The organism is Marinoscillum sp. 108 (assembly GCF_902506655.1).
Classification (GTDB): domain Bacteria; phylum Bacteroidota; class Bacteroidia; order Cytophagales; family Cyclobacteriaceae; genus Marinoscillum; species Marinoscillum luteum.
In genome coordinates this window covers 1922629-1944995 of the sequence record NZ_LR734808.1, presented here as the reverse complement: position 1 = coordinate 1944995, position 22367 = coordinate 1922629, and the positions used below count along the sequence as shown (strand labels likewise).

At 45.5% G+C, this 22367-nt stretch carries 19 protein-coding genes; 3 read left to right on the top strand and 16 right to left on the bottom strand.

The window, feature by feature from the left end; genetic code table 11:
* Positions 1-2508 carry a nitrite reductase large subunit NirB gene (nirB, locus tag GV030_RS08035; protein ID WP_159581575.1) on the bottom strand — a complete coding sequence of 836 codons (2508 nt, stop codon included), beginning with the start codon at positions 2506-2508 and terminating at the stop codon, positions 1-3.
* Between the two features lie 87 nt (positions 2509-2595).
* Here nirB and cobA point away from each other — a divergent pair, with 87 nt between their 5' ends.
* On the top strand, positions 2596-3348 hold the full coding sequence (gene cobA, locus GV030_RS08030) for a uroporphyrinogen-III C-methyltransferase (RefSeq protein WP_159581573.1): 753 nt from the start codon (positions 2596-2598) through the stop codon (positions 3346-3348).
* On the opposite strand, the gene GV030_RS08025 is transcribed toward cobA, so the two are convergent.
* Complete coding sequence (locus GV030_RS08025) at positions 3345-5810, bottom strand: M48 family metallopeptidase (protein ID WP_159581571.1); 2466 nt, start codon at positions 5808-5810, stop codon at positions 3345-3347. The two genes, cobA and GV030_RS08025, sit on opposite strands and share 4 nt — an antisense overlap.
* Positions 5811-5882: 72 nt before the next feature.
* On the opposite strand from GV030_RS08025, the gene GV030_RS08020 reads away from it, so the two are divergent.
* Complete coding sequence (locus GV030_RS08020) at positions 5883-7016, top strand: aminotransferase class I/II-fold pyridoxal phosphate-dependent enzyme (RefSeq protein WP_159581569.1); 1134 nt, start codon at positions 5883-5885, stop codon at positions 7014-7016.
* Here GV030_RS08020 and GV030_RS08015 read toward each other — a convergent pair.
* The 4 genes from GV030_RS08015 to GV030_RS08000 are packed head-to-tail and all read right to left on the bottom strand — an operon-like array spanning position 6998 to position 11101.
* Positions 6998-8107, bottom strand: a complete 1110-nt coding sequence (locus GV030_RS08015) for a nucleotide sugar dehydrogenase (protein ID WP_159581567.1) — start codon at positions 8105-8107, stop codon at positions 6998-7000. The genes GV030_RS08020 and GV030_RS08015 overlap by 19 nt on opposite strands.
* A gap of 3 nt (positions 8108-8110) precedes the next feature.
* Complete coding sequence (locus GV030_RS08010) at positions 8111-9091, bottom strand: NAD-dependent epimerase/dehydratase family protein (RefSeq protein WP_159581565.1); 981 nt, start codon at positions 9089-9091, stop codon at positions 8111-8113.
* Between the two features lie 28 nt (positions 9092-9119).
* On the bottom strand, positions 9120-10148 hold the full coding sequence (locus GV030_RS08005) for a hypothetical protein (protein WP_159581563.1): 1029 nt from the start codon (positions 10146-10148) through the stop codon (positions 9120-9122).
* On the bottom strand, positions 10148-11101 hold the full coding sequence (locus tag GV030_RS08000; RefSeq protein WP_159581561.1) for a hypothetical protein: 954 nt from the start codon (positions 11099-11101) through the stop codon (positions 10148-10150). The genes GV030_RS08005 and GV030_RS08000 overlap by 1 nt, the downstream gene beginning before the upstream one ends.
* A gap of 163 nt (positions 11102-11264) precedes the next feature.
* Here GV030_RS08000 and GV030_RS07995 point away from each other — a divergent pair, with 163 nt between their 5' ends.
* A complete protein-coding gene (locus GV030_RS07995; protein WP_159581559.1) occupies positions 11265-12122 on the top strand; it encodes a hypothetical protein in 858 nt (285 codons plus the stop codon).
* On the opposite strand, the gene GV030_RS07990 is transcribed toward GV030_RS07995, so the two are convergent.
* From GV030_RS07990 to GV030_RS07945, 10 genes are read right to left on the bottom strand one after another with little or no spacing between them, the layout of a single operon-like run.
* Positions 12094-14271 carry a glycosyltransferase gene (locus GV030_RS07990; protein WP_221413301.1) on the bottom strand — a complete coding sequence of 726 codons (2178 nt, stop codon included), beginning with the start codon at positions 14269-14271 and terminating at the stop codon, positions 12094-12096. The genes GV030_RS07995 and GV030_RS07990 overlap by 29 nt on opposite strands.
* Positions 14252-14899 (bottom strand): hypothetical protein, encoded by a 648-nt coding sequence (locus GV030_RS07985; RefSeq protein ID WP_159581555.1) that lies wholly within the window; start codon positions 14897-14899, stop codon positions 14252-14254. The genes GV030_RS07990 and GV030_RS07985 overlap by 20 nt, the downstream gene beginning before the upstream one ends.
* Entirely contained in the window at positions 14896-15807 is a 912-nt protein-coding gene (locus GV030_RS07980; protein WP_159581553.1) for a cyclopropane-fatty-acyl-phospholipid synthase family protein, read from the bottom strand. Before GV030_RS07980 ends, GV030_RS07985 begins: the two co-directional genes overlap by 4 nt.
* Positions 15808-15812: 5 nt before the next feature.
* Positions 15813-16679: a phytanoyl-CoA dioxygenase family protein gene (locus GV030_RS07975; protein WP_159581551.1), complete on the bottom strand. Its 867-nt coding sequence runs from the start codon at positions 16677-16679 to the stop codon at positions 15813-15815.
* Positions 16676-17722, bottom strand: a complete 1047-nt coding sequence (locus GV030_RS07970) for a phytanoyl-CoA dioxygenase family protein (RefSeq protein WP_159581549.1) — start codon at positions 17720-17722, stop codon at positions 16676-16678. Before GV030_RS07970 ends, GV030_RS07975 begins: the two co-directional genes overlap by 4 nt.
* On the bottom strand, positions 17719-18648 hold the full coding sequence (locus GV030_RS07965; protein ID WP_159581547.1) for a phytanoyl-CoA dioxygenase family protein: 930 nt from the start codon (positions 18646-18648) through the stop codon (positions 17719-17721). The genes GV030_RS07970 and GV030_RS07965 overlap by 4 nt, the downstream gene beginning before the upstream one ends.
* Positions 18636-19610, bottom strand: a complete 975-nt coding sequence (locus GV030_RS07960; RefSeq protein ID WP_159581545.1) for a phytanoyl-CoA dioxygenase family protein — start codon at positions 19608-19610, stop codon at positions 18636-18638. The genes GV030_RS07965 and GV030_RS07960 overlap by 13 nt, the downstream gene beginning before the upstream one ends.
* 1 nt (position 19611) lies before the next feature.
* Positions 19612-20454, bottom strand: coding sequence for a phytanoyl-CoA dioxygenase family protein (locus tag GV030_RS07955; RefSeq protein ID WP_159581543.1), 843 nt, complete (start codon positions 20452-20454; stop codon positions 19612-19614).
* Positions 20439-21545 (bottom strand): ABC transporter ATP-binding protein, encoded by a 1107-nt coding sequence (locus tag GV030_RS07950; RefSeq protein WP_159581541.1) that lies wholly within the window; start codon positions 21543-21545, stop codon positions 20439-20441. Before GV030_RS07950 ends, GV030_RS07955 begins: the two co-directional genes overlap by 16 nt.
* A complete protein-coding gene (locus GV030_RS07945) occupies positions 21545-22357 on the bottom strand; it encodes an ABC transporter permease (RefSeq protein ID WP_159581539.1) in 813 nt (270 codons plus the stop codon). The genes GV030_RS07950 and GV030_RS07945 overlap by 1 nt, the downstream gene beginning before the upstream one ends.
* Between the last annotated feature and the right edge of the window lie 10 nt (positions 22358-22367).

Here is a 22367-nt window from a genome sequence, read left to right as displayed (position 1 = left end):
TTAGTCTTTGGTTACGGTTTGCCAGTCTGCGGGCTTTTTCATTTCGCGCATGGGTACAAATTGCTGAGTAGGATCATGCTCGTCTGAATTGGAGAAATGTCTGAATCGGGCCTTCATGCCTTCATCCTCGATGGCTTCTTTCCATTCGCAATGGTAGGAGGCGATGAGCGCCTGCATGTCTTTTTCCAGCTCCTCACCAAGTCCCAGGCTGTCGTTGACCACCACCTCGCGCAGGTAGTCAATTCCCCCTTCCAGCTTATTGAGCCATACCGCCGTGCGGTTGAGTGGCTCGGCTGTGCGGATGTAAAACATCAGGAATCTGTCGAGGTATTTGATGGCGGTCTTTTCATCAATATCTCCTGCCAGGAGTTTGGCGTGCTGGGGATTGGCACCACCATTGCCACAGACGTACAGGTTGTACCCGATTTCAGTAGCGATGAGTCCGAAATCCTTGCTTTGAGCTTCAGCACATTCTCTCCTGCAACCGGACACTCCACCCTTGAGCTTGTGAGGAGAGCGCATGCCTTTGTATCGGTTTTCTATCTCTATAGCAAAAGAGACCGAGTCATGCAGCCCATAGCGACACCAGGTAGAGCCCACACAGCTCTTGACGGTGCGCAGTGATTTACCGTATGCATGCCCGCTTTCAAATCCGGCATCTATCAGCTCGCGCCAGATGGCCGGGAGGTCATTGAGTCGGGCACCGAACATGTCGATGCGCTGCCCCCCAGTGATCTTGGTGTATAGATCGTATTTTTTGGCTACCTGCCCCATGGCGATGAGCTTGTCAGGTGTAATCTCTCCACCTGCTACGCGAGGCACCACAGAGTAGCTACCTCCCTTTTGGATATTGGCCAAAAAGCGATCGTTGGTGTCTTGAATGGTGTCCTGTTTCAGGATGAGGTCATTCCAGATGCTGGCCATCAGTGAAGCCACGGCCGGTTTGCAGGTCTCGCAACCATCGCCACTGCCATACTGATCGAGTAGCTCATCAAAACTTTGGATACCTTTTACTTTGATCAGGCTAAAGAGCTCCTGACGGGTATAGTCAAAGTGGGCACAGATCGTTTTTCTGACTACCTGCCCCATGGACTTGAGTGTGGCGGTAAAGATATCGCCCACCATGGGTGAGCAGGCTCCGCATCCCGTTCCGGCTTTGGTACAGGTACGTACCTGCTGCAGGTCTGTGAGCTCCTGGTCTTTGATGGCCCCCACAATGTCGTCTTTGGTGACATTTTCGCAGGAGCATATCTGAGCAGTATCTGGCAGGTCCATCATGCTGTTTCCTCCGGATTCTCCACCTCTTGCGCCAAGTATCAGGTCTTCAGGGTTAGGGGGGAGCGCCATGCCATTTTGGGTGATCTGGAGTAGCATGCCGTAGGCACTGGTGTCACCCACCATGATACCACCCAATAATTTTTTACGATCCGGTGAGAGGTTGATTCGCTTGTAGATACCGGTGTTTTTGTCTTCGAAAACGATGGGGACACTCCCGGAGATATCACCCAGCGCGTCTCCAAAGCTCCCTACTTCCACCCCGATCAGCTTGAGTTTGGTGGACATATCCGCTCCGGTAAATTGCTTTTGACCGCTTCCCAAAATCTGATCCACTACCGTATCGGCCATGTCGTAGCCCGGGGCCACCAGTCCGTAGACCATGTCATTGTATGAAGCAGCCTCTCCGATGGCATAGATGTGCGGATCGTTGGTTTGCAACTGATTATTCACCTTAAAACCGCCACGTTTTCCAGTTTTCAGTCCGGCCTGAGCGGCCAGTTCGTCTCGGGAAACGATCCCGCAGGAAATGACCAGCATATCGGTATCCAGTTGGCTGCCGTCAGCAAAGAGCAGGCCATCCAGCTTTCCATTTCCCTGGATCTCACTGGTGCTTTTGTTGAGGAGAATTTCAATACCCAGCGATTCAATTTTGCTTTTGAGCATATTCGATCCTGCCTCATCTAGCTGTCTGGGCATGAGTCGGGAGGCAAACTCTACCACCTGCGCATCCAGCTTCAGGTCCATCAACGCCTTGGCAGCTTCCAGTCCCAACAGACCGCCACCCAGCACTGCGCCGCGTTTTACATTTTTGGCATAGGCGATGATCTGATCCAGGTCCTCGATGGTCCGGTAGACAAACACCCCTTTTTTGTCCACTCCTTTGATGGGCGGCACCATAGGTCGTGAGCCTGTGGCCAGGATGAGATAGTCATAGGCTTCTGTTTCGCCGGTGTGGGTGCGAACGATTTTTTGATCCCGGTCTATTTCCGTCACCAGCTGGCTTGTTTTCAGGCTGATGTCATTTTCTGCGTACCACCCTGCCGGAGCCATGAGTAGTTTTTCTTCGGACTGGTTGGTGAAGTATTCGCTCAGATGCACCCTGTCGTAAGCCGGGACGGATTCTTCACCATAAACAAGGAGTGAGACCTCCTGATGGCCGGCTTTGGCACGTAGCTTTTCGCAAAACTTATAACCAACCATTCCATTACCGATGACGATGACCTTTTTCATAATCGCTATTTATTTTTACGTAAAACTACGTAATATTACTTGATTTATAAAAAATAAATTACGTATTTTTACGAAAAGAATTTAAGTATGTCAAAGCTATTATTAATAGGAGCAGGGCCCGGAGATCCCGAATTAATCACCCTGAAAGCCATCAGAGGGCTTCAGGAGGCTGATGTGGTGCTATATGATGCCCTGGTAAATAAGGAACTACTGAAGCATTGTCGTCCGGACTGTGAGTTGGTTTACGTAGGAAAGAAGCCTGGCATTCATCAGTACCAGCAGATCTATATCAATGACATGATTGTAGATAATGCGAAGCGCTACGAGACGGTTGTGAGGCTGAAGGGGGGTGATCCTTTTGTGTTTGGACGTGGGCACGAAGAGCTGGAGCATGCCCGGGCGCATGGGATTGCAGTGGAAGTGATCCCTGGGATCAGCAGTGCACTGTCTGTGCCTGCCCTGAGTGAAATCCCCCTGACCAAGCGGGGAGTCAATGAAAGCTTTTGGGTGATTACCGGCACCACTTCCAATCTGGAGTTATCCGGGGATGTTCATCTCGCCGCTCAGTCTTCTGCCACCATTGTCATCCTGATGGGAATGAAGCAACTGGATCAGATCATTGATATTTTCCGGGTCACCAGAGGGCCAGCGGAGGCGATTGGGATCATACAGAATGGGAGCCGACCCGACGAACGGTCAGTTTTTGGCACCATAGCGACCATCAGTCAGAAAGTGGCTGATTCGGGCATCAGTTCACCAGCCATCATTGTGATTGGAGAGGTAGTGAACTTGGGGCGGGCAACGGAAATTAAGCAGGTGCTGGAAAATATGGCCCATTAGAGTTGAAGGCTTTCTAGAAATTCTAAATTCCTTTCATTGTCATTTCCATAGTAGATGGCATTTTCCAGATACTTGATGGTATTCAGGGTGTCGCCCATGTTGAAATAGATTCGCGCGTGGTTTTCATTGAGGCTTGGGTTTTCGGGATAGTCATCAAGAGCTTTTTGGTTAGTACTTAGAGCCAGAGAGAGCTGATCTGTTCGCAGGTAGATGTACACAAGATTGAGGTAGGCCTTGAGTTTGGTTTCGGGGTGGTTAACAGCTCGTAAGTAATACATCTCAGCTGTTTCCAGATCATTAAGGAATGAAGCACATATAGCCATTTGTAGGTAGATGCTTTGATCAACGTAAGGTGAGTTTTCGGCTCGCTTAAATGCCTCCATGGCCATCTTGTATTCGGTCAATTGTAGCTGTATAACACCTATCATATACCAGTTTAAATAGTATGGTTCGTGTACCGATGCTCCTTTCGTATAGAAAGAGAGGGCGGACTTCAGTAGGTTTTTACGTTTGATCTCGGGTGCATTGACGGCCTGTCCATATAGTAGGTCTCCTGCCAACTGGTTTGCTTTTACAGATAGCTGATTTTCACTGGCATCATGCAAGTAAAGTGTTTCTTTGTTTTTCCAAAGAGCTGCCCTTTCAAATGATAGATATCCCATAGCTGCACAAATGAAGACTATCGGGATCGCAAGACTGTATTTTGATAGGAACTCTGTCAGAAGAGAGGTAATGAACAGAAGAAAAAGAAGCGAGGGCAGGAAGACCAGACGATCACCCACAATACCTGCTACCGGAACCAGCAAATTAGAAAACGGGAATAGTGCGACCAGGAAAAGAATAAAGAATAAAGAGGAACGCCATTGTGCGCATTTCATGAAAAGGGTGATGATCCCTGTGATGATTCCTAGCCATAAGAGCACAATAGGGGGATTGAATAAATCGATGGCATTATATCCATAGTAGAATCTGAGGTTATGAGGGTAAATCATTTGCGAAATGTAATGTCCATACGTGCTGGCCATGGCCATGAGTTTGTCTGAAATCTGTGTATGGTTTACCAGTGGGTTCTCAATAAAATCCAGGGATCTACCTGAGTAGGTGGTGGAAGTTTGGGGAGGTGTGCCTCCCAGATTTTGAGTTTGCTGAAGCCACCCACTTAGAATAGTCACCGATGAGTCAATATAAAAAGACAGGGCTATGAAGCAGATGAGAATGCCTAGGTAAGAGCTTTTCCATTTTTGATTGATGAGAAGCCAAAAGAGTATCACGAAGCATATAAGTAGGACAATATATGTAAGACTCGTACCAGCGTATGAATTGATGAGGACGGCCAGAAACGCACTGAATAGTAAGGATAGAAGTATCCATTTTTTTCTAAGGCGATCGAAGATCAGCGGAGTTATGTAGATCAGGGTGAAGAGGATAGCAAAAGGCTTGGTACTGGTAATCACAAGGAAAACGGAGAAGAAAAGCAGAAGAGTACCGGGTATCCAAATCCATTTTGTCCTGTCGTAATCATTGAACACGAGCACGTAGCACATGGGGATAAAATACCAAGCCGAGGTGAATAAACTGGTCATCATCAGGCTGAAAAAGAGCACCCATTTGATGAGCTGCCCTGAGGTGAAAAAAAAGTAGCTGGCGAGCAGGATAATGTGCAGAGCCAGGATAAGCGGGACAAAACTTTCAAAAATGCCGAAGGCCACGACCAGTATACCTAAAGATGCCACACCAGCCTGAAGCGTGTTTTTGTTGAATTTAAAATCATTAAAATGTGCCCAATAAAAGAAGAGGGTCATGCCTGTCAGATAAATGATGACCAAAAAAAGTGATCCTGAGACATTCGCCGTAGGGGCCATAGCGAATAGGGATACGGACATGGCTGCCACCAAACTGCAAAAGAATGCGCTGCTTTTGGAGTGAAAACTGTAAAGGAGAATTGGAGCGAGCAGATAAATCCCCAATCCTGTTTTTTTGGCTAACAATGAGCATATCATACAAGCAATGGTGGCGGGTATTGACCAGTTACCTTTTAATCTCAATGACAAGAATGCCAAAAGCCCGAACAATAGGGCCAGTAGTTCGTCTCTGTTTTTGATGCTGGCCACTACTTCGGTGTGGGTGGGGTGCACAGCGAATAGCAATGCCAGAATGAAAGCGTATTGCGGATTTTTGAATAGGTGGAGGCCTAGGAGAAAGATCAACCCAACAACAAGGAGATATAGAATCAGATTGATGGAATGAGAAATGGTAGGATTGTTGCCAAGCAGGGTGGACTCCAGGTAGAATGTGAGCGATGTTAAGGGGCGATAGCCGTAGGAAATCCGCTGATCAAGTGAATAGTAGGGCGACGAAATGGACTCATATAGCCCTGATATTGAGAATTTGTCTTCCTGACTCACCACGATTTCATCATCAAGATTGTAATCAAAATGGATTGTCTGGGTATAGATGATCATTACTGCTATTAGAAGCAGAAATTGGAAAGCCCGAGAGTTTTCTTTTAGATTACGAAGCTTTATCAATGGTATATGATTTTCGAGGTTCCTTTCGTATCCGGTCCGCCGACCGATCTGCAAAATAAGTATATAAATGAAGTAGTAAGTGCGTCTGATAGTTTTTGGAAGAAAAGTCTTACAAGGAGGTGCGAAGGTTGGTTTTTCAATCACCTTGGAGGTGAGCGCTACTTTGTGGACTCCTGTACCACAGCGCTTGGGGCCTGTGCCATTCTTCTCAATCTCAGACCAGGGGACGAGATCATATTCCCCTCATTTACACACGTGTCCACAGTGGTGCCTTTTGTAATACAGGGAGCGGCTCCAGTTTTTGTAGATGTGGAGGGCAGCCATTTTTGCATTGATGCGGATAAAGTATCAGAGGCCATTACGGATCGTACGAGAGCCGTGGTGGCTGTCAATTATGGGGGATGGGCCCCCGACTATGTAAAACTGCGCGAACTTTGTAGGCAACACCAACTGAAGCTCATAGAAGACAATGCCCATGGAATGGGCGCAGTTCATCAGGGTTGTAGGCTGGGTACATTCGGCGATTATGCTGCATTTAGTTTTGAGAAACAAAAAAACATTACCTGTCATGAAGGAGGTCTACTGCTTATCAACGGAGAGGATTCGTTAGAGCAGGTAGAAAAGCTCATGAATTTGGGCACCAATAGACTGGATTTTGATCGGAACAAAACTTCTCACTACGAGTGGGTTGGACTGGGATTGAAAGCAAGCTTCACTGAGCTACAGGCCGCCATTTTACTTCCTCAACTGGAAGATCTCGAGCGAATTACTTCAGACCGAAGATCCGCTTGGCGGAGGTATCATGATCAATTGGTGCCTTATGCGGATAAGGGATTTTTTTCGGTACCTCCTGTTTTGAAAGAAGGAGACAACGCGCATTTATTTTACCTGATACTAGATGATCAATCCATCAGAGATCAGCTGCGTGCCTATCTGAACGCACAGAGTATAGAAGCACAATTCCATTACTTCCCGTTGCATCGATCTGTATTTGGTAGTAAGGTTGGCCGGTTTGTTGGTGATGATCATCACACCTCTATCGCCGGGATGCATCTCCTGAGACTACCTCTATTTACTGGAATATCGCCTGATCAGCTGGATAGGGTGGTGGCTGCTGTGATTCAGTTTTTCACCTCATAACGAAACACATTCCCGTAGGTACTCTTGAGGGTCTGAACCACTTTAGATGAACCACATACCTTGATTAATCTCCCTTCTTTGGCCAAAGCCAAGGCGATTTTGAGCTGCTGTGATTCCTGAAGAATATCTGTGCCTGGTTTGTAGGTGACGTGATCAAAGTATATTTCTTCCTGCTGACTGGTGGTTTGAAGTAACTGAGCGATTTGAAAGTCTGTATGCTGTTCATTGGCGCGTTCCGTGGCTTCACTGATCTGCAGCGTATATCCAGCCTCTCGTGCAAAATAATTAAGTGCCCGATTGTCTCTGGGGAAACATGGCCCGCCAAATCCATACCCGTAGCTGAGGTATTTATGACCCACTCGGGAGTCAGAGCCTATGGCTCCCAGTATGGCTTTTTGATCAGCACCTGATTGGCTGGCCAGGTCACCTATGGCATTGGCAAAGGCAATTTTGGCTGTTAGGAAGCAGTTGGTTGCGAGCTTGGTGATCTCAGCACTAATAAGGCTCATATGATGTGCTTGCGGATGATTTAGCGCTATCTGACTCATTATGACTTCTGTTTTCAGTGCATAGGTCATATCTGATGCTCCAAAAAGCAACATATCCGGGTGTTGGAGGTTTTTTACTATGGTGCCCTGTGCGATAAATGCCGGACTATATACGAGATGATAATTGAGTGCCTTGAGTCGCTCCTCTATGGTTTGATTAAAGCCAGGTAAAGTGGTACACCCCACCACAAGGGTCACAGGATGCTTGCGTTCACCCTGGTTCATGATAGCCTCCAGTACCCCCTTTAGAATGGAATGATCATATCCCTGGTCATTTTCAGGAGTGGGTACATAAATAAAGATCAATTCATGATCCTCTGTGAGACACTCCTTGAGGTCTGAAGAAAACCGGAGGTGTTTACTGGTTCTCAAGAGTTCGTTTACTTCAGGCTCAGGGCTGTCAAACGATTTGGTCTGAAGAGCTTCCAGGTAGCGCTGATTCTGCTCTATGGCCGTTACGGAGTAGCCTTTTTGTTCTAAAAGTAATGCCACGCACAGCCCTAGTCTCCCGGGACCTATTAATCCTATACTATTATTAGCCATTCTTTATTTTGTTTGCAAGGCCTCTTGTACCTGGTGGTTGATCCAGTGAAAGGTTTTTTCGAGGCCTTCCTGAAGAGAGGTTTCAGGTTGCCATCCCAGGTCGCTGCGTACTTTGAGGTTGTGCGAGGATCTTCCCCTTACACCCATGGGGCCTTCTATATGTTCAAATTTCAAATCCTTTCCTGAAATCTCCATGGCCATTTTGGCCAGGTTATTGATGGAAATCAACTCTTCGGAACCAATGTTGTATGGGCCATGAAAGTTCGAATCCATAAGCTTTTGGACACCATCCAGGCAGTCATCAATATACAAAAATGTACGAGTCTGGTTTCCATCACCCCAGATTTCGATGGTACCCGGGTTGGTAGCTTCGGCTACTTTTCTGCAGATGGCTGATGGCGCTTTCTCTTTACCATTATTCCAGGCACCAAACGGGCCATATACATTATGAAACCTGGCCACTTTTACATCGATACCGTAATTTTTCTGATAAGAAAAATACAAGCGTTCGCTGAATAATTTTTCCCACCCGTACTCACTATCAGGATCGGCTGGATAGGCCGAAGATTCTTCACAGTATGGATTTAAAGCATCTAGCTGATTATGTTGAGGATAGATGCAGGCAGAGGATGAATAGAAGATTTTCTTACAGTCAAAGGTTACACAGCATTTGAGAATGTTGATGTTGATCAGAGCGCTGTTGGTGATGATGTCAGCATCAGAGTCACCAGTGAATATGTACCCGGCACCCCCCATGTCTGCTGCCAGTTGATAGATTTCATCAAATGGGCCGTTTTTCATTATTTCCATGCATTTGGAGTAGTCCCTCAAGTCACCCTGAATAAACTCAAAGTTGATGCTCTCCTGATGCATGGGATTTGAAATGTCTACTGAAAGTACCTTGTGTCCCTCGTTTACCAGCTTTTTGATCAGGTGTGTCCCGATAAAACCACTTCCTCCACAAACAAGTATGTATTTACGCATGTTCAAATATCTATTTTACAACTCCTGGTTATCCAGTTATTGTGGTGTCATTCAGCGTCCTGCCCAGCAGACCCCAGTCTGGCCCATTGATTGGTAATACCACTTGCTCTCTAAGCATATGTTCGCAAGCGGCTTTGGCAGTATTCCAGTCCAGCATGGGCATTTGAATGTCAAACTTTATTTTTTGCATGGGATCCTGTAGTTCCCAGCCAGCTCGGTGGCTAATGTGAAAAATACACAGTTCAGGTGCAAGTATTTTTTGATGAATACCCTGTCCCAGGGCGGCAAAAAGGGCCAGGCTGTCGATATGAATTGAATAGGCATCCAATTCGAAATAGCCATTGATCTTTTCCCAGTCTTCGCGATGCATGAGGGTAAAGTCTCCGCAAGCCCAGGTGTCTGCACTTTCGATGGTGGTTGTCAGTCTGGACTCGGTGAACCTTTTAATGAGCGCAATACCCCACACCATTCCCAGTGTTAAAATATTGTGGTACCACCACTTACTCTGGCCATTGAAATTGGGGTAGAGCCGATTTTTCCCGAGTCTTTGTATGATGTTTTTTCTGGCAAACTTCAGCAGAACCGGGATCTCAGCACTGTAGTCAATCTCTTTCGGAATGTCACACCGGTTGCACCGATAGTAGGTACCTTTTTTTAACTTTTTTGAAGCCAAAAAATGAACCAGTTTGCTGGAAAAAAGCAGGTCCACATTGGTGCATAAAATGAATGGGGCTTTGGCACGTCTTATCCCAACGTTTTTGGCAATCATCTGAAAGAGGGGGAGATGACTGGAGGTTTTATACTGAGCGTGTATTTCGTAGGGTACGGTAATGATTCGTAGTATGATGTTACCATTGGAAGGTGGCTTTGGCAATATAGCCGAGAGTCCGGGTCGGTCGGAGGGTGGGTTCCACTCCACAATGATGATTTCAGTTGGTAAATGATACTGACTCAGCTGGTGATATAAACCGCGTAAAAACACCTCCATGCGATTGGTAAGATCCCCTCCATGATTGTCATTACGGCTGGCTGCAACAATAGATAAATACGGATTCATTAGATACTATCTTCTGGGTAGTTGATCTCCGGGTTTCCCCATTGATCGGTGGTGTCTACTATTGGAGTGCGGGTAGCGAGGTACTCGCTGATTTGGTTCTGCAAAATAGACCACATTTGATTCATTTCCTGACTGGGAGATGAAAAATTATGCCGCCTTTCATGGCTTTGGTGCAGGACGGCTATTGGTAGTTCTTGTAAGTTTATTTGGTGACTCAGTGCCTTGACCAGCCATAGGGAATCAACATGAGTACTGATGGGAGTGTGTTCTCTAAACCCCTGAATGCGATGCCAGACATCCCGATGTGCCAATGTGAAGTCACCAGATGCTGTAAAATGGTGTTTGAGCAAGAATTGCTCACTAGGTGTCAGGAGAAATGGGAGGCACGAATAGACCGCTCTCCTGGCACCAAGATAGGTAGGGAGGAGTGCAGAATATAGCCCATGAGGAATCATAAGGGGGCGATAAAAAATCCCACCTTTCACGCAGTATTCATCTGCCGTGTTTATCAGTGCAGCTTCGGTGTTGTATCTCCTGGAGACGTTGAGCCTGTCGGCTCGATAAATAGTATTGCTTTGCTTAATCCATTGATGAAAAGAGTAGAAAAACAGTTCCGGAAGTAAAATATCTGCATTGGTTATCAGAAAGTATTGTCCACGTGCCCGCCTGATCCCAATGTTTTTTGCAGGGAATTCAAGAAAGGCATCGGATGCTGACCGTACCGTAATGACCCTGGAGTTCCAATAATCGGAAGTGGGCCAGATGTCCAGTGATGAGATGCATTTTTGATTTTCTTCAGGGTGATAATTGATAAAAACCAATTCAGTCTGGATGTGATGTTTTGCTGCAAGTTGGGCATTCCATAAAAGGCTTCGCTTCAGTCGGTCAATGAAGTCATCGCCGTATCGGTCATTTCTGCCGCAAAGTATAATGCTAAGTGTAGGTTGTTTCACAAATGATAAATAAGAAATGCTTGCATGACCAATTAGGTATGCGAACGGATAAAGATACTTATGATTTGGGGTATCCTGTCAAACAGGAATACAGTTTTGAGTCCGGCCGGATGAATAAAATCAGGGCATGCAGTTTTTGATTTTCCTTCATTAGTTTAGCGATATGTGGAGGGGTAGCCTGTTTTTTATAGTGTTGTTGACTTGTCAGTGGGCATGTGAATCTGGTGAAAATGAACGCAAGGGAACGATCTCCGCACTTCATCTCGATCCACTGTTATTTGATCGGATGAAGGAGTCTGATCAGGTCAATGTGGTGAGAAGGCACTTATCACTTTATGCTCACAGAGCACTGGATCCTACGGCTGAGATTGCCTTTGATGAGCGATTTCCTGACTGGAGACAGCGTTTACCATCGGATCTTCTGTTGCAAATGGATACAACCATCTATCATATTTCATGCGGCCGGTTAAGCTACCTTCTCCGGGATGTTTATCGGGAGCTGGGCTTCCAATCTGCCACCTATAATTTTGGAATTGAGCATACACCATTCACTCACGAACTTACGCTGGTGGAACTCTCCGATGGGCTTGTTTCAGTTCAGGATGCACATTATAATTCGGCACTTTTTGAAGGAGATTCTCTCGGTGATTTTTTTCAGTTTCTTCAGGCCGTGGCAAGTGGGGGAACCCATGATTTTTATTTTATAAATGACACATCCTGGGCTAACTTATATTTACCTGAAACTTACCTGGATACAGGGTATGAAATTTGCAATCCTGCTTATGTTTCCGGCCCACTTCAGCCCACTCTGAATGCTTCATGGTACAGGCGTGATTACATGGTGAACCTCCAGGTGAATCTTCAGGATAGCTGCTATGGTTTTATGACCAACCTGAACATGCAGCGGACTGATGGGTTGGATTTTGAGGATTTGTTTCTTACCAGAATCTCGAGTATTTCAGGCTACCCGGAATGGGAACAGCGGGTGGATACTATCCTTGCTTCAGCCCAAAGTGATTGATCATTTCAGTGATTATCCGCATGTGATCGGTAATCAAAGGATTACTGCGAATGCTTTCTGAGGCATTTTTCCCAAGCTTTTTACTTAATTCTACAGATTTCAAACATCTGATGGTTTGTTCGGCCATCTGAGCGATTTCCAGTTCTGGTATCAAAAGCCCGTTTTGCTCATGGCTGATGAGTTCGGCTATTCCCGCATGGGCTGTGCTGATAACCGGGAGACCGCAAGCCATGGCTTCCATGATGGCTACCGGTGTGCCTTCTTTGTCGTGGTTCAGAGGAGTGGTGATGCTGTGCTGTAGAAATACCCGGCTGTTTTTCATTTCCTCATAAATTTCCATTGGAGATCTTGCGCCCGGGAAACTCACCCTATGATCGATCTGTAGGGCCTTGGTCAGTGATATGGAGGCTTCCAGCAGCTCACCGTCACCGATCATGGTCAGACGTGCATTGGGAACCTCCTCCAACACTTGCTTAAAGGCTAATATGGTCAGATGCGGAGCCTTGGTATCCGCAAATCTTCCTACACTTAGGAGGTTAGGTTGGTTCGAAGAATGATCGACATAGGTGAAGCGGGTGAGATCGACATATGCGGGCAGGTACTTTAACTTTTGCTCCGGAGCACCCATTTCATTGAGTTTTTTGATCACCTCCTGACTGCTACCTATGAGCAAATGGGCATGATTGAAGACATCTAAATAACCCGCTAGGTGCGCTTCTAATTGGTCTTTGTGGTGAACGTCGTATGCATGAAAATAGGCAGCCATGGGAACTCCAGCAGCTCTGCAAATCGGGAGCATTCTGACTGCCATGGGGCCAAAATGAGCCAGTACCAGTCTCGATCTGGTCTTGTTTAGTCTTTGCACGATGGCATCCTGTAACTGCCGCTTGCTGTTGATGGAGCTTTTGGATTTAATTAATGGTTGACCAAATTCATCAAAAACAGGTGGGTAGCCACCGTAGAGGAAGTCTACCCCATATGGCAACTGATTCTTGTATTCATGGATGTATGTTTCAGAATACTTGTTAAGATTCAAATTAGCAATAGTGATGCTACCCAGTTGGTCAGACTTCATTTGGTTGGTTTTATTGATTAGGTCTTGCTCATAATATTCCCGGCGGGCTTGTTTTTCTGATTGACGTAAAACGAATCTTCTAAAGTAATAGATACCGTAATTGACGATGACGGAGCCTATTTGATACAGCTTGCTTAGTACTTTTCGGAGTTCGTGGCTCTGACCCACAGGGAAAAGGATCATATGGATCATCAGTAAGAGCACATAGGCTGAGCCATGAGTAAAGATAAGCACGACAGTCAGTCCTCCTCCTAATAGCTTGCGGTAAAATGAATCAGGTACATTTTCCACAAAAGAATACCGTGATTTCTGTTTGAGCGTAAAGGCCAGCAGTACCAAGCCGGTCGATATACTAATGAACAAGTTGGAAGCGAAGAATAGTACCGATGTGAACAGAAGTAATTCTATCAACATCGTGTACCAAAGGAATCTACGAATCCGGTGGGCACTGTACTGAGTAGCCAGTGTGTGATAATTCAAAAGATCATGTGGTCGGTCTTCTACCAGATGGTTGATGAGCAAACGAATGCCCAGTGTCAGCTGCCATGATACAAGGGCAGCCATATGGAGGAAGGAAAATTCAGCATGAGTAATGAGCAGAAAGGTATGGGTGGCCAGGATTACGGGCAATACATGGGCATATAGAGCGTCCAGAATAGGAGCCACCCAGATGTTTTTTTTGAGCCTGAATGGGGGCAAGGAGTAGATAATAAAGCAGACCAGTTCGCCAGTAAACAGAACCCAGCTAAGCCTGTCCATTGGAAAGAAATACCAAGGACCGATGGCGCAGCAAGTGAGGACAGTGATTGACAGAGCCACCTTCAGTTGGCTTGTATCAATAAAGAAGTTGGGTTTTCCGGCTTTTCCGTCTGACTGTCTGTCGGAAAAATCATTGATAAGATAGCCTATGCCCGCAATACCTACAATAGTGACCAATGACAAACCCAACCAGGGTGCCATTTCTGATAAGGAGGTCTGTTTTTTGATAAATACCATATACACACAGGCCAGAAGCACGGGTGCTTTGTATCTCCACGGGTGCGAGAGCCGGAGTTTATACCAAAAGTGACCCATATACCTTTTGCTCATAAGTGGACCAGAGCGGGCAGTTATGATAGAGTTCTTCTAATTGCCTCTGTGAGAAGCGTTTACCGAGGTTTCGGTCATATTCATTTGAATTTTCATGTGAACAGCTCATCTGTTTGATTTGGAGGGGTGTGAGGGTGTAAAATCTTCCGAGAAAACAGACCACATCTTCATTCAGCGATTCCTGTTTCCACCAGTGATCGATGGTTTCTGGTCGGTAGTATGCCAGTGCTTCGTCTGCATGATGAGTGTCATATGATCCGGGATCAGATAAGCCACCGGAGACCATGTCCCGTTTTTCATGTTTGAAATATCCCTTAGAGAGCTCCTGAAGGTCGAATTCAAATCCTTCTTCTCGCTTCTTGAATTCACCAAAGCTCAAAATCCAGGCGGGCAGCCGGCGTATGGTCAGCACTTTAATCTTATTCGCGGTGATGTCATATCCACATTTTTCGGACCTCATCCAAAAAGGTTCATGCCGGCGGTAGTCTGACCACTCTCCACCCAGAGGATCTAACTGGATGTTTTCATCCCCTACCAGCGAAATCATCCGGTGCACGGAGTAGCCTCCGGTCTTGGCCATGTGGGTCCATACAAAGTCCGGTGTGATGATCATGAACGAATGTTTTTGTAAAAAAGGTTTTGTAGAAAGTAGCGATCCTTAGCTTCCTCCATATTGAAAGCCGGCTTGTAAAGTTTTACTTCCAGAAAGTCTACTGGAAAAATGTACCCATCAAAACTTTCAATCTTATAAATGCCTGTGAGTTCCTGGAATTTGTTGGAAATTGCCAGGTTTTCGAAGGCTTCAAGTTTTATGTCTATGGTTTTCACTAGCTTCAAAACGAACCCCATTTTTCTTGCCATGTCCAGAAACTGTGTAAGGTTTGATATCTCGTAGTGGTATTGTTGATTGATTTTAGCAATCTCCCTATTGATGACCTTCTGATCTTTTCGGCTGTCTGTCACCCGGCAAAAAAGATCCTTGATGTATACTTCCCCACCTGGCTTGAGTGCATCCCAAACACTTTTGAGAAGTTCCTTTTTTTTGGTGGAGTGTCCGAATGATTCCAGAAAGTAGATCCGGTCAAATTGGCTATTACCAAAGTACTCCTGAATCCTGTGATAGTCCAGTTTGGTGAAGGTTACATTTCCGGTATTGAATTTACCTTTCAGGTTATTTGCATAGTCGATTTGTCGCTGTGAGATGCTGATGGCTTCTATCTGGGCACCACTTTTTTGAGCAAAATGAAGTGCTGGGCGGCCCACACCACATCCGGCATCCAGTACTTTCATTTCTGGAGATATTTGCATTGCTTCTAGCTCGTAGTCCAGAATCTCATCAATATCGCTTGTTCTAAACGCCTGAATAAGCTCTCCGTAAACTTCCAGAAAATCCTGATGGTGTTTGTTGTAAAACTCACCAACTCCTGCTGCATGATCTTTTGACCGGAGGTATGAATAGTATACCTCCCGAGCAATGTTTGCCGGAGAGTAGGTTTTGATGAGTTGGAAGAGATTGCTCATAGAGATTAATCAAACCAGGCCGCCAGTCTGTTCAGGACTGTAGGAGAGGGTAAGTGTTTTTTTATGTTTTGAATAAAGTTAGCCTCATTTATTTCTTCGTTTCTGAAGTCTTCGAGGTATTCAGGCTGTAGCCCATCGGGTATTTTGCCTTGCACCAGCTGGGTGATTCCGTTTAGGTAGGTGTCCTTGCTAAAATAAAACACACCTACTTTTTCATTGCTCAAACGATGGTAATAGGTGAGACGGGCACCTTGTTCTACGAGGCGAGCTGTAGCCACTATTCGTGGCGTCTGGCGGGTATTGGGGTGTGAACCGTGGAATACCTTATCTGAATAGATAATAACTTGACCTTCACTTACTTTCAGATGTTTTACATAGGGCTTTATCCTTCGGTTCGGGATAATTCTCGGACAGGGCAAACTTCCAGATCGTCGGTTTTGGTAGAAATGATGACTTCCCGGCACCACAAAAAGACCCCCGTTCGTCTGATCTGTAGTTTGGAGCGGACACCAAATGAATGCTGTCTCGAACTGATCTTCCTCCACGATACTCCAATCCTGGTGTAAGGGCAGATAGTCTTCGCTACCCATAGGTTTTACCATATAAGTGCCTCCATAGACCGTAGCGTTTCGGATGTGATCCAGTGTTTTATGGAGGAAAACCTGCTGGAGGTGATTGTTGATGAGATCATTGGTTTGATTGCTGTTGTTCCTGCTACTTTCGTACAGAGGCTCTTTGTCAAAGGTATGTACATGTTGGTAAAAAAAGTCTCGCTCTGCTTTGATTTCCATAGGACTCAGGAGGTCAAGGATCACGTATCCATCTTTCTGATATTTTTGGGTCACCTGGGGGTCTTTGAAAAGGCTTTTCATTTCCACAAATTGGTCAATCGGTAACGCGCTTCACGGTAGATATTCAATGGGGTGTACATCTGAAAAAAGGTGCGAGTGTCCACGTACTGCTCCTCCGTTTCGGGTTCCTGAGAAGGCTCCTCAGCAGGCTCGTTTTGGCCAAAGTGATTTTGTAGATCCATGATATGGCCATTCGGAAGATTGCCATATTCTAGAATATCCTGCTCTACAGTTGATTGGTCTGGGTATAGATGCTGGCTAACAGGCGAACTGCCCACCACTTTGCAGAGCTCAGGCAAGAGACCGGCCCGGTACAATTCCATGAGGTCGTCATTGTTATACCGGAGAAAGAATGATTCCTCTACTTCCAGTTTCAGGAATTCCTTTGGGTTATCAGGGTTGAGGTAATAATGGTAAAGACCGGCTGATTTAGGGGTAATACCAATACCTACAGCTACCCGATGGAGATCGCTCTTATTGGGCATGGCCGCATGAATGGTTTTATTATTGAAAATAAGTGCCTCTCCTGCAGACACATTTTCAAAAGTTAAATGGGAAAAGATCAACAACTCCTTGTTCATGGATGGGGTAGGTACTGCCGGGGATGGCGATCCAATGATGTGATTTAGAAAACGATGACTCCCCTTAAGAAAGCCAAGTGTCCCGTTGGATTGGTCTATGTCATATAGGCTGATCCAGACAGTAGCTGAAGTATGATCGGTTTCATGATCTACAAAAGTCCAGTCCTGATGAGGAAAGGTGTACTTTACCTGATCGGGGGCTTTGATGAGGTATCCGCCAAGGTGAATTTTAAAATCTGTTAAATGGGCATCAAGCTGAGGGGCTACCTTCTCCCTTACAAAAGCCGTGATTAGCGCCTTCTTTTCTTCCTGCTCTTCCAACGACACGTACATGCCATAGTCACTATTGGCGATGGCCTCTGATAATATGTGTTTATCAGCAAAGTGGCGAAGTTCTTCTACGAGTTCACCGTTCAATATTTGCACTTTGCAGTAGCCATTCCGGGTAAAATGATCCTCTATATCCTGATCAATAAATCTCATGATTGCTTATTTAAAAACTGTCTCAATCTTTCCTGTAGTATTTCAGAGCGGTATATTCCTCGTTCATGAAGCATGCTTTCTAAAGACTCCCAGTTGAGTTCCGGAAGGTAGTAAGGTTCCGATTTTTTCAAGGTCCCATCTTTCAGGTTTCCATGCTCGTGGAGGAGCGTCTTCGTGAGAGTTTCGTTGTTGTGTATTACAAAAAAGTCATTTCCCACTTCATATTCGGTGATCTGATTCAGGTTTTGAGGATCTGAAAATTGGAAATGCAATATTGGCTCATTGGTTACCGAAAAGCTCATGCAAAAAGCATATCTCCGCTTGGGTTGATTATTAGGGAATGATCCGTGTATGGTCTTGTTGTTAAAAAAAACCACTTGTCCAGCTTTCATGGGTTCTATTTGGAGGTAAGACATTAGCTCAAGTTTGAACCGTTCTACGGGGGTTTTGGCATATGGAAAGGGGAACACTCTTTTATAGTCAAAAAGCTGGTGGCTACCCGGGATAAATGCCATGGCACCATTCTCTAGATCCACATCGTCCAGGGCTACCCAGCACATGATGGAGGCGTGTTGCTCTTCATGGGTGTAGCTCCAATCCTGATGCGCCGGTACCAGGCCACTATTGGCCTCTTTGATCATATACGAGGTGGAGTAGGGTTCCCGGTCGATTAAAATCTCGGCAGAGATTGGATGCATAAAGTCGATCAGGAAATGATGAATCTCTTTTCTGAGGCTAAGACTCTCGCTGTCCATGGCCACATTGAATCCATAACCTTTGGTGTCCGGCAGAGGGGTGCTTTCCACATGCTGTCTGATGTGGTTCAATTGTGCGTCTGACAATAAGTCAAATATGACATAACCATCCTGTTCGAATTTGGCTTGATATGCAGGGTTCCTGAAAGGTTGTCTAACTACTTTTTCCATGAGATCCACTGCTTTATCCGTGCTGTGAGTGATGTTTTTTCTGTTGTTGGGTTGGTATGATGGTGTGATATGCACAACCCATTCCTTTGGAGTTGATTTTCAGTCAGATAAGTTTCTAAGGCACTGGATGGCATTGGGCTCCAGGTCGGTTTTTCACGGCTCAATACTCTATATCCCTTAGGGAGTTCATTTCTTTCGTACAGATCGTCGGCATGTTCAATGGTGTAGTCGTGGAAGAAGGCCTTGTCCACCGCCAACTTTATCAGGTCGTCCTCACCGGCTTCATTTCTCGCATAGAGATAATGCAATAGCGGAGCTGATGGGGGTGATAGTGTGAGTGCATAAGCTATGCGTGAATGCTGACTGGTGTTTGGAGTGGCCGCGTGTACGATTCTATTGTCAAAAACAAAGGCTTCACCAGGCTGTATGTCTATAAAATCCAAATACTCGTATACCGTAAATTCATGTCCGGTGGTACCCGATTTCATGATGGTCACCGGGGTGCCTACGGGATGGGTGAATGTGGTCATACTGTTCCTGGCAAAGCCCAGGGTACTATTTTTTTGAGTAATAGGCATTAATGCTATCCAGACGGTGACAGATCGGTAATGATTGTGATCTACAAATGTCCAGTCCTGATGTGGGTATGTATAACCATTGGGGTCAGGATTTTTAATCAGGTACCCGCCCAGATGGGTTTTGTAGGGTTCAAAATACCGATCCAGTTGGTCCGAGATCAGTTGTTCTACCTGGTTTTCGATCTCCAGGCTTTTTTCAGTATCAAATTCCTCCAAAGTAACATAAAGGCCATATTGGGAGTTTTTCACCTCTTCACCTCGGACACTACTGTGATAAAGATCAAGTAGGCTTTGGGTCAGCGCTGGAGTAAGCAGGGGGATTTTCAGATAACCATGAGTGGTTAATCGCTCATCTAGTTTTTTGTCTTTGAAAATTGGATTCATTTTAGCCTCGTATTAGTGCTTGTACATCATCCTGAAGTTGAGGGTTGGCGTAGGGTCGGGTATGCAGCGTAGGTAATTCGGCGGTCTTTTCAGACCAAAATCCGGATTCAATTGTGAACTGGGTTGTGATCTTCTTAGCAATAGCCTGTTCACGGTGGGAGTCATACAGGTAGAGTAATGATTCGGCCTCCATAGGCTTTAGCACGGACTGTACGGCATAGCGTATTTGGTTACTTTGATTGGGCGTGGAAAAATGGATAGTCTTATGGTCAAAAATCACGCATTCACCTGCCTTTACTGGGAGTGGAATCCCTTTTTTGATCAGCTGATCATTATAGGTAGTGAATGAAAAGGGCATGTTGGGGCCCCTGTAGAGGTTGGTGATTTTGTGACTTCCCGGAATGAATGAAAGGCCACCATTTTGCTCATGGGTATCAATGAGTGGACACCATAGATTGAAAGCTGTGTAGATCGATTCATCTACCAGATTGAAATCCTGATGGCATTCCAGAAAACCATTGTTGGGGTATTTGATCATGAAGTTGCTGTAGAAGGTCTCATAGTCCACCAGAATATTACTCAGTTTAGACTGTACCAGTTGACCGATCAGGTTATTGACGGTTAGCTTGTGGTCAGCGTTATTATCAAAAATGGAAATGTAATAGCTCAGCTTTTCGGCAAATCCGATCACTGGTCTTGGCTGATGAAGTACTTCATCAGCAAATTTGACCAGGTGCTGCACCTCCTGATCCTCCAATAGTGGAAGCTTCACAAAGCCTGATTCCTCAAAGGAGTGTTGGATGTCTGCATTTAAAAATACTGGCGGTTTTATAGCTGCTTCCATTGAAAATTCGTTCTGATTTTCCCACTGAATAGATGTGATTGCGTATCTGATTCTGATTGAGACACACCCAGAAAAAAGAGATTTCTGAGCTGAAATACACGGCTTTCTATTTGGATGTAGAAAGATACGGTATATGTACCGGCATTAAGGAAACCTGATTCGACGAATGTGCTCAATTTTACGTTCTGTGGTTTTTTTTCGTGTATCCAACCTGCGGATGTGCTTGTGGATATAGAAAAAATAGGCAAGCCCGAATGGTCCTGTATGTGCATGGTCACGTTGAAAACTGAGAGGGGTTTCAGTATTTGAAATTCTGCTGCGAACCAGATCTCATTGGTGTTTGTAAGCCTTTGCTCCCCTTGTTCATTGGTGATGCTCAGCTGGCTAAAGGCCAGACTTGCGTGCTGCCATGGCAGTATCTTGTTTGGGTCGCTCCCCATGAGTTGATCTCTGAGGTACCTGTCCAAAACCTGAGGGCTATCAGACTGTTCTCTCACTTCCCCTTTCTTGAGCCAAATGAATCTGTTACAGTATCGTTCCAGCTCTGTGATGTTGTGGCTCACCAGCACGATGATTTTTCCTTTCTGGGAGAGGTTGATGATTGTTTCGAAGCATTTCTGCTGAAATTTGGTATCGCCTACGGCCAGGATCTCATCAAAGAGGTAGATATCTGCTTCCAGGGTGAGGGCTATCCCGAATGCCAGTCGCATATACATACCATCGCTATAGTGTTTTACCGGGTGGTTCATCCAGGGAGCGAGCTCCGTAAATTGGTTGAGCTCACCGATTCTGTTCTTTAGGTCTGGACGACTGAGTCCAAGAAGTTCTCCTTTGAGGTAGTAATTTTCCTCCCCGGTGAGGTCTGGTTGTATGCCACTGCCTATTTCCAGTAGGCTGGAAAGCTGACCCACGTAGCGGACATCTCCAGCAGTAGGTGCCACAATACCTGATATGATTTTTAACAAAGTTGACTTACCGGAACCATTTTCACCAAGGATGCCCACAATATCTCCTGACAGTAGCTTGAAGCTGACGTTATTCAATACTTCCGAACGGTTGTAAGACTTAGATAAATGGTTTACCTCCAACATTAGATGTGATCTACTATTTTTTTATCAAAATTCTTAAACAAAACAATCCCGGGGAGCAACAGTACACCAATACATAAGGTGGGCGAAATAAGAGCCTCCAGAGGGAAAGGATCTCCGAATAGTACCCACCGATAGGTCATGGTTATGCCAGTCATAGGATTGGCATAGATGATTGTGGAGAGCAATTTGGGCGTGTTTTCGATGGTGTAGAAAATAGGAGTTAGCCAAATTCCAAAATTAACCAGATATGGGACGAGGTGCAGCAGATCCCTTTTTTTTACCGAAAGCTGACTAATCCAAATTGGGATAATCATGCTGATCAGTAGGTTTATGAGTACGATACAAGGAAGTAAAAGGATGTTCCAGGTGATTCCTGATTGGATGGCCAGGTAAGTAAGTAGAAGGACCAGGCCAAAGCCTAATTCTATGAGGCTCACGAAGCTTTTCGCTAGCAATAAAATGAACTTAGGGAAGGCGATTTTTCTAATTAACTCTTGCTCACTGAGTAGTACTCCGGAGGATTGGTGCAGGTTTTGGCTAAACATGTGCCAGGGAAGAATACCGGAGAGTACATAAAGTGCGTAAGGGTATTTGTCAAACTGAAAGTCGAAGACATATCTGAAGAAAATGGAATAGATGATCAGTGCTGTTAAGGGCTGTATGAATGCCCAAGTCCAGCCAAGTACGGATTGGGAATATTTGATTTTCAGGTCACGTCTTACCAGCGACCTTATGATATGTCGGTGTTTATAAATTTGTTTGAAGTATTCACGCGTTGTGTAATTTAGGGCAGTGATGCGTGTGGTATTCATATCATTTGTT

Bases quoted from the DNA above. Each gene is read 5' to 3' on its own strand.
- GV030_RS07985 (WP_159581555.1), bottom strand. From the start codon at position 14,899: ATGATCATCACACCGGACTTTGTATGGACCCACATGGCCAAGACCGGA.
- GV030_RS07970 (WP_159581549.1), bottom strand. From the start codon at position 17,722: ATGAGATTTATTGATCAGGATATAGAGGATCATTTTACCCGGAATGGC.
- GV030_RS07990 (WP_221413301.1), bottom strand. From the start codon at position 14,271: ATGGGTCACTTTTGGTATAAACTCCGGCTCTCGCACCCGTGGAGATAC.
- GV030_RS07945 (WP_159581539.1), bottom strand. From the start codon at position 22,357: ATGAATACCACACGCATCACTGCCCTAAATTACACAACGCGTGAATAC.
- GV030_RS07975 (WP_159581551.1), bottom strand. From the start codon at position 16,679: ATGAAAAGCCTTTTCAAAGACCCCCAGGTGACCCAAAAATATCAGAAA.
- cobA (WP_159581573.1), top strand. From the start codon at position 2,596: ATGTCAAAGCTATTATTAATAGGAGCAGGGCCCGGAGATCCCGAATTA.
- GV030_RS08010 (WP_159581565.1), bottom strand. From the start codon at position 9,091: ATGCGTAAATACATACTTGTTTGTGGAGGAAGTGGTTTTATCGGGACA.
- GV030_RS08020 (WP_159581569.1), top strand. From the start codon at position 5,883: ATGATTTTCGAGGTTCCTTTCGTATCCGGTCCGCCGACCGATCTGCAA.
- GV030_RS07980 (WP_159581553.1), bottom strand. From the start codon at position 15,807: ATGAGCAATCTCTTCCAACTCATCAAAACCTACTCTCCGGCAAACATT.
- GV030_RS08015 (WP_159581567.1), bottom strand. From the start codon at position 8,107: ATGGCTAATAATAGTATAGGATTAATAGGTCCCGGGAGACTAGGGCTG.
- GV030_RS07965 (WP_159581547.1), bottom strand. From the start codon at position 18,648: ATGGAAAAAGTAGTTAGACAACCTTTCAGGAACCCTGCATATCAAGCC.
- GV030_RS08005 (WP_159581563.1), bottom strand. From the start codon at position 10,148: ATGAATCCGTATTTATCTATTGTTGCAGCCAGCCGTAATGACAATCAT.
- GV030_RS07995 (WP_159581559.1), top strand. From the start codon at position 11,265: ATGTGGAGGGGTAGCCTGTTTTTTATAGTGTTGTTGACTTGTCAGTGG.
- GV030_RS07950 (WP_159581541.1), bottom strand. From the start codon at position 21,545: ATGTTGGAGGTAAACCATTTATCTAAGTCTTACAACCGTTCGGAAGTA.
- GV030_RS08025 (WP_159581571.1), bottom strand. From the start codon at position 5,810: ATGATCATCTATACCCAGACAATCCATTTTGATTACAATCTTGATGAT.
- GV030_RS07955 (WP_159581543.1), bottom strand. From the start codon at position 20,454: ATGGAAGCAGCTATAAAACCGCCAGTATTTTTAAATGCAGACATCCAA.
- GV030_RS07960 (WP_159581545.1), bottom strand. From the start codon at position 19,610: ATGAATCCAATTTTCAAAGACAAAAAACTAGATGAGCGATTAACCACT.
- nirB (WP_159581575.1), bottom strand. From the start codon at position 2,508: ATGAAAAAGGTCATCGTCATCGGTAATGGAATGGTTGGTTATAAGTTT.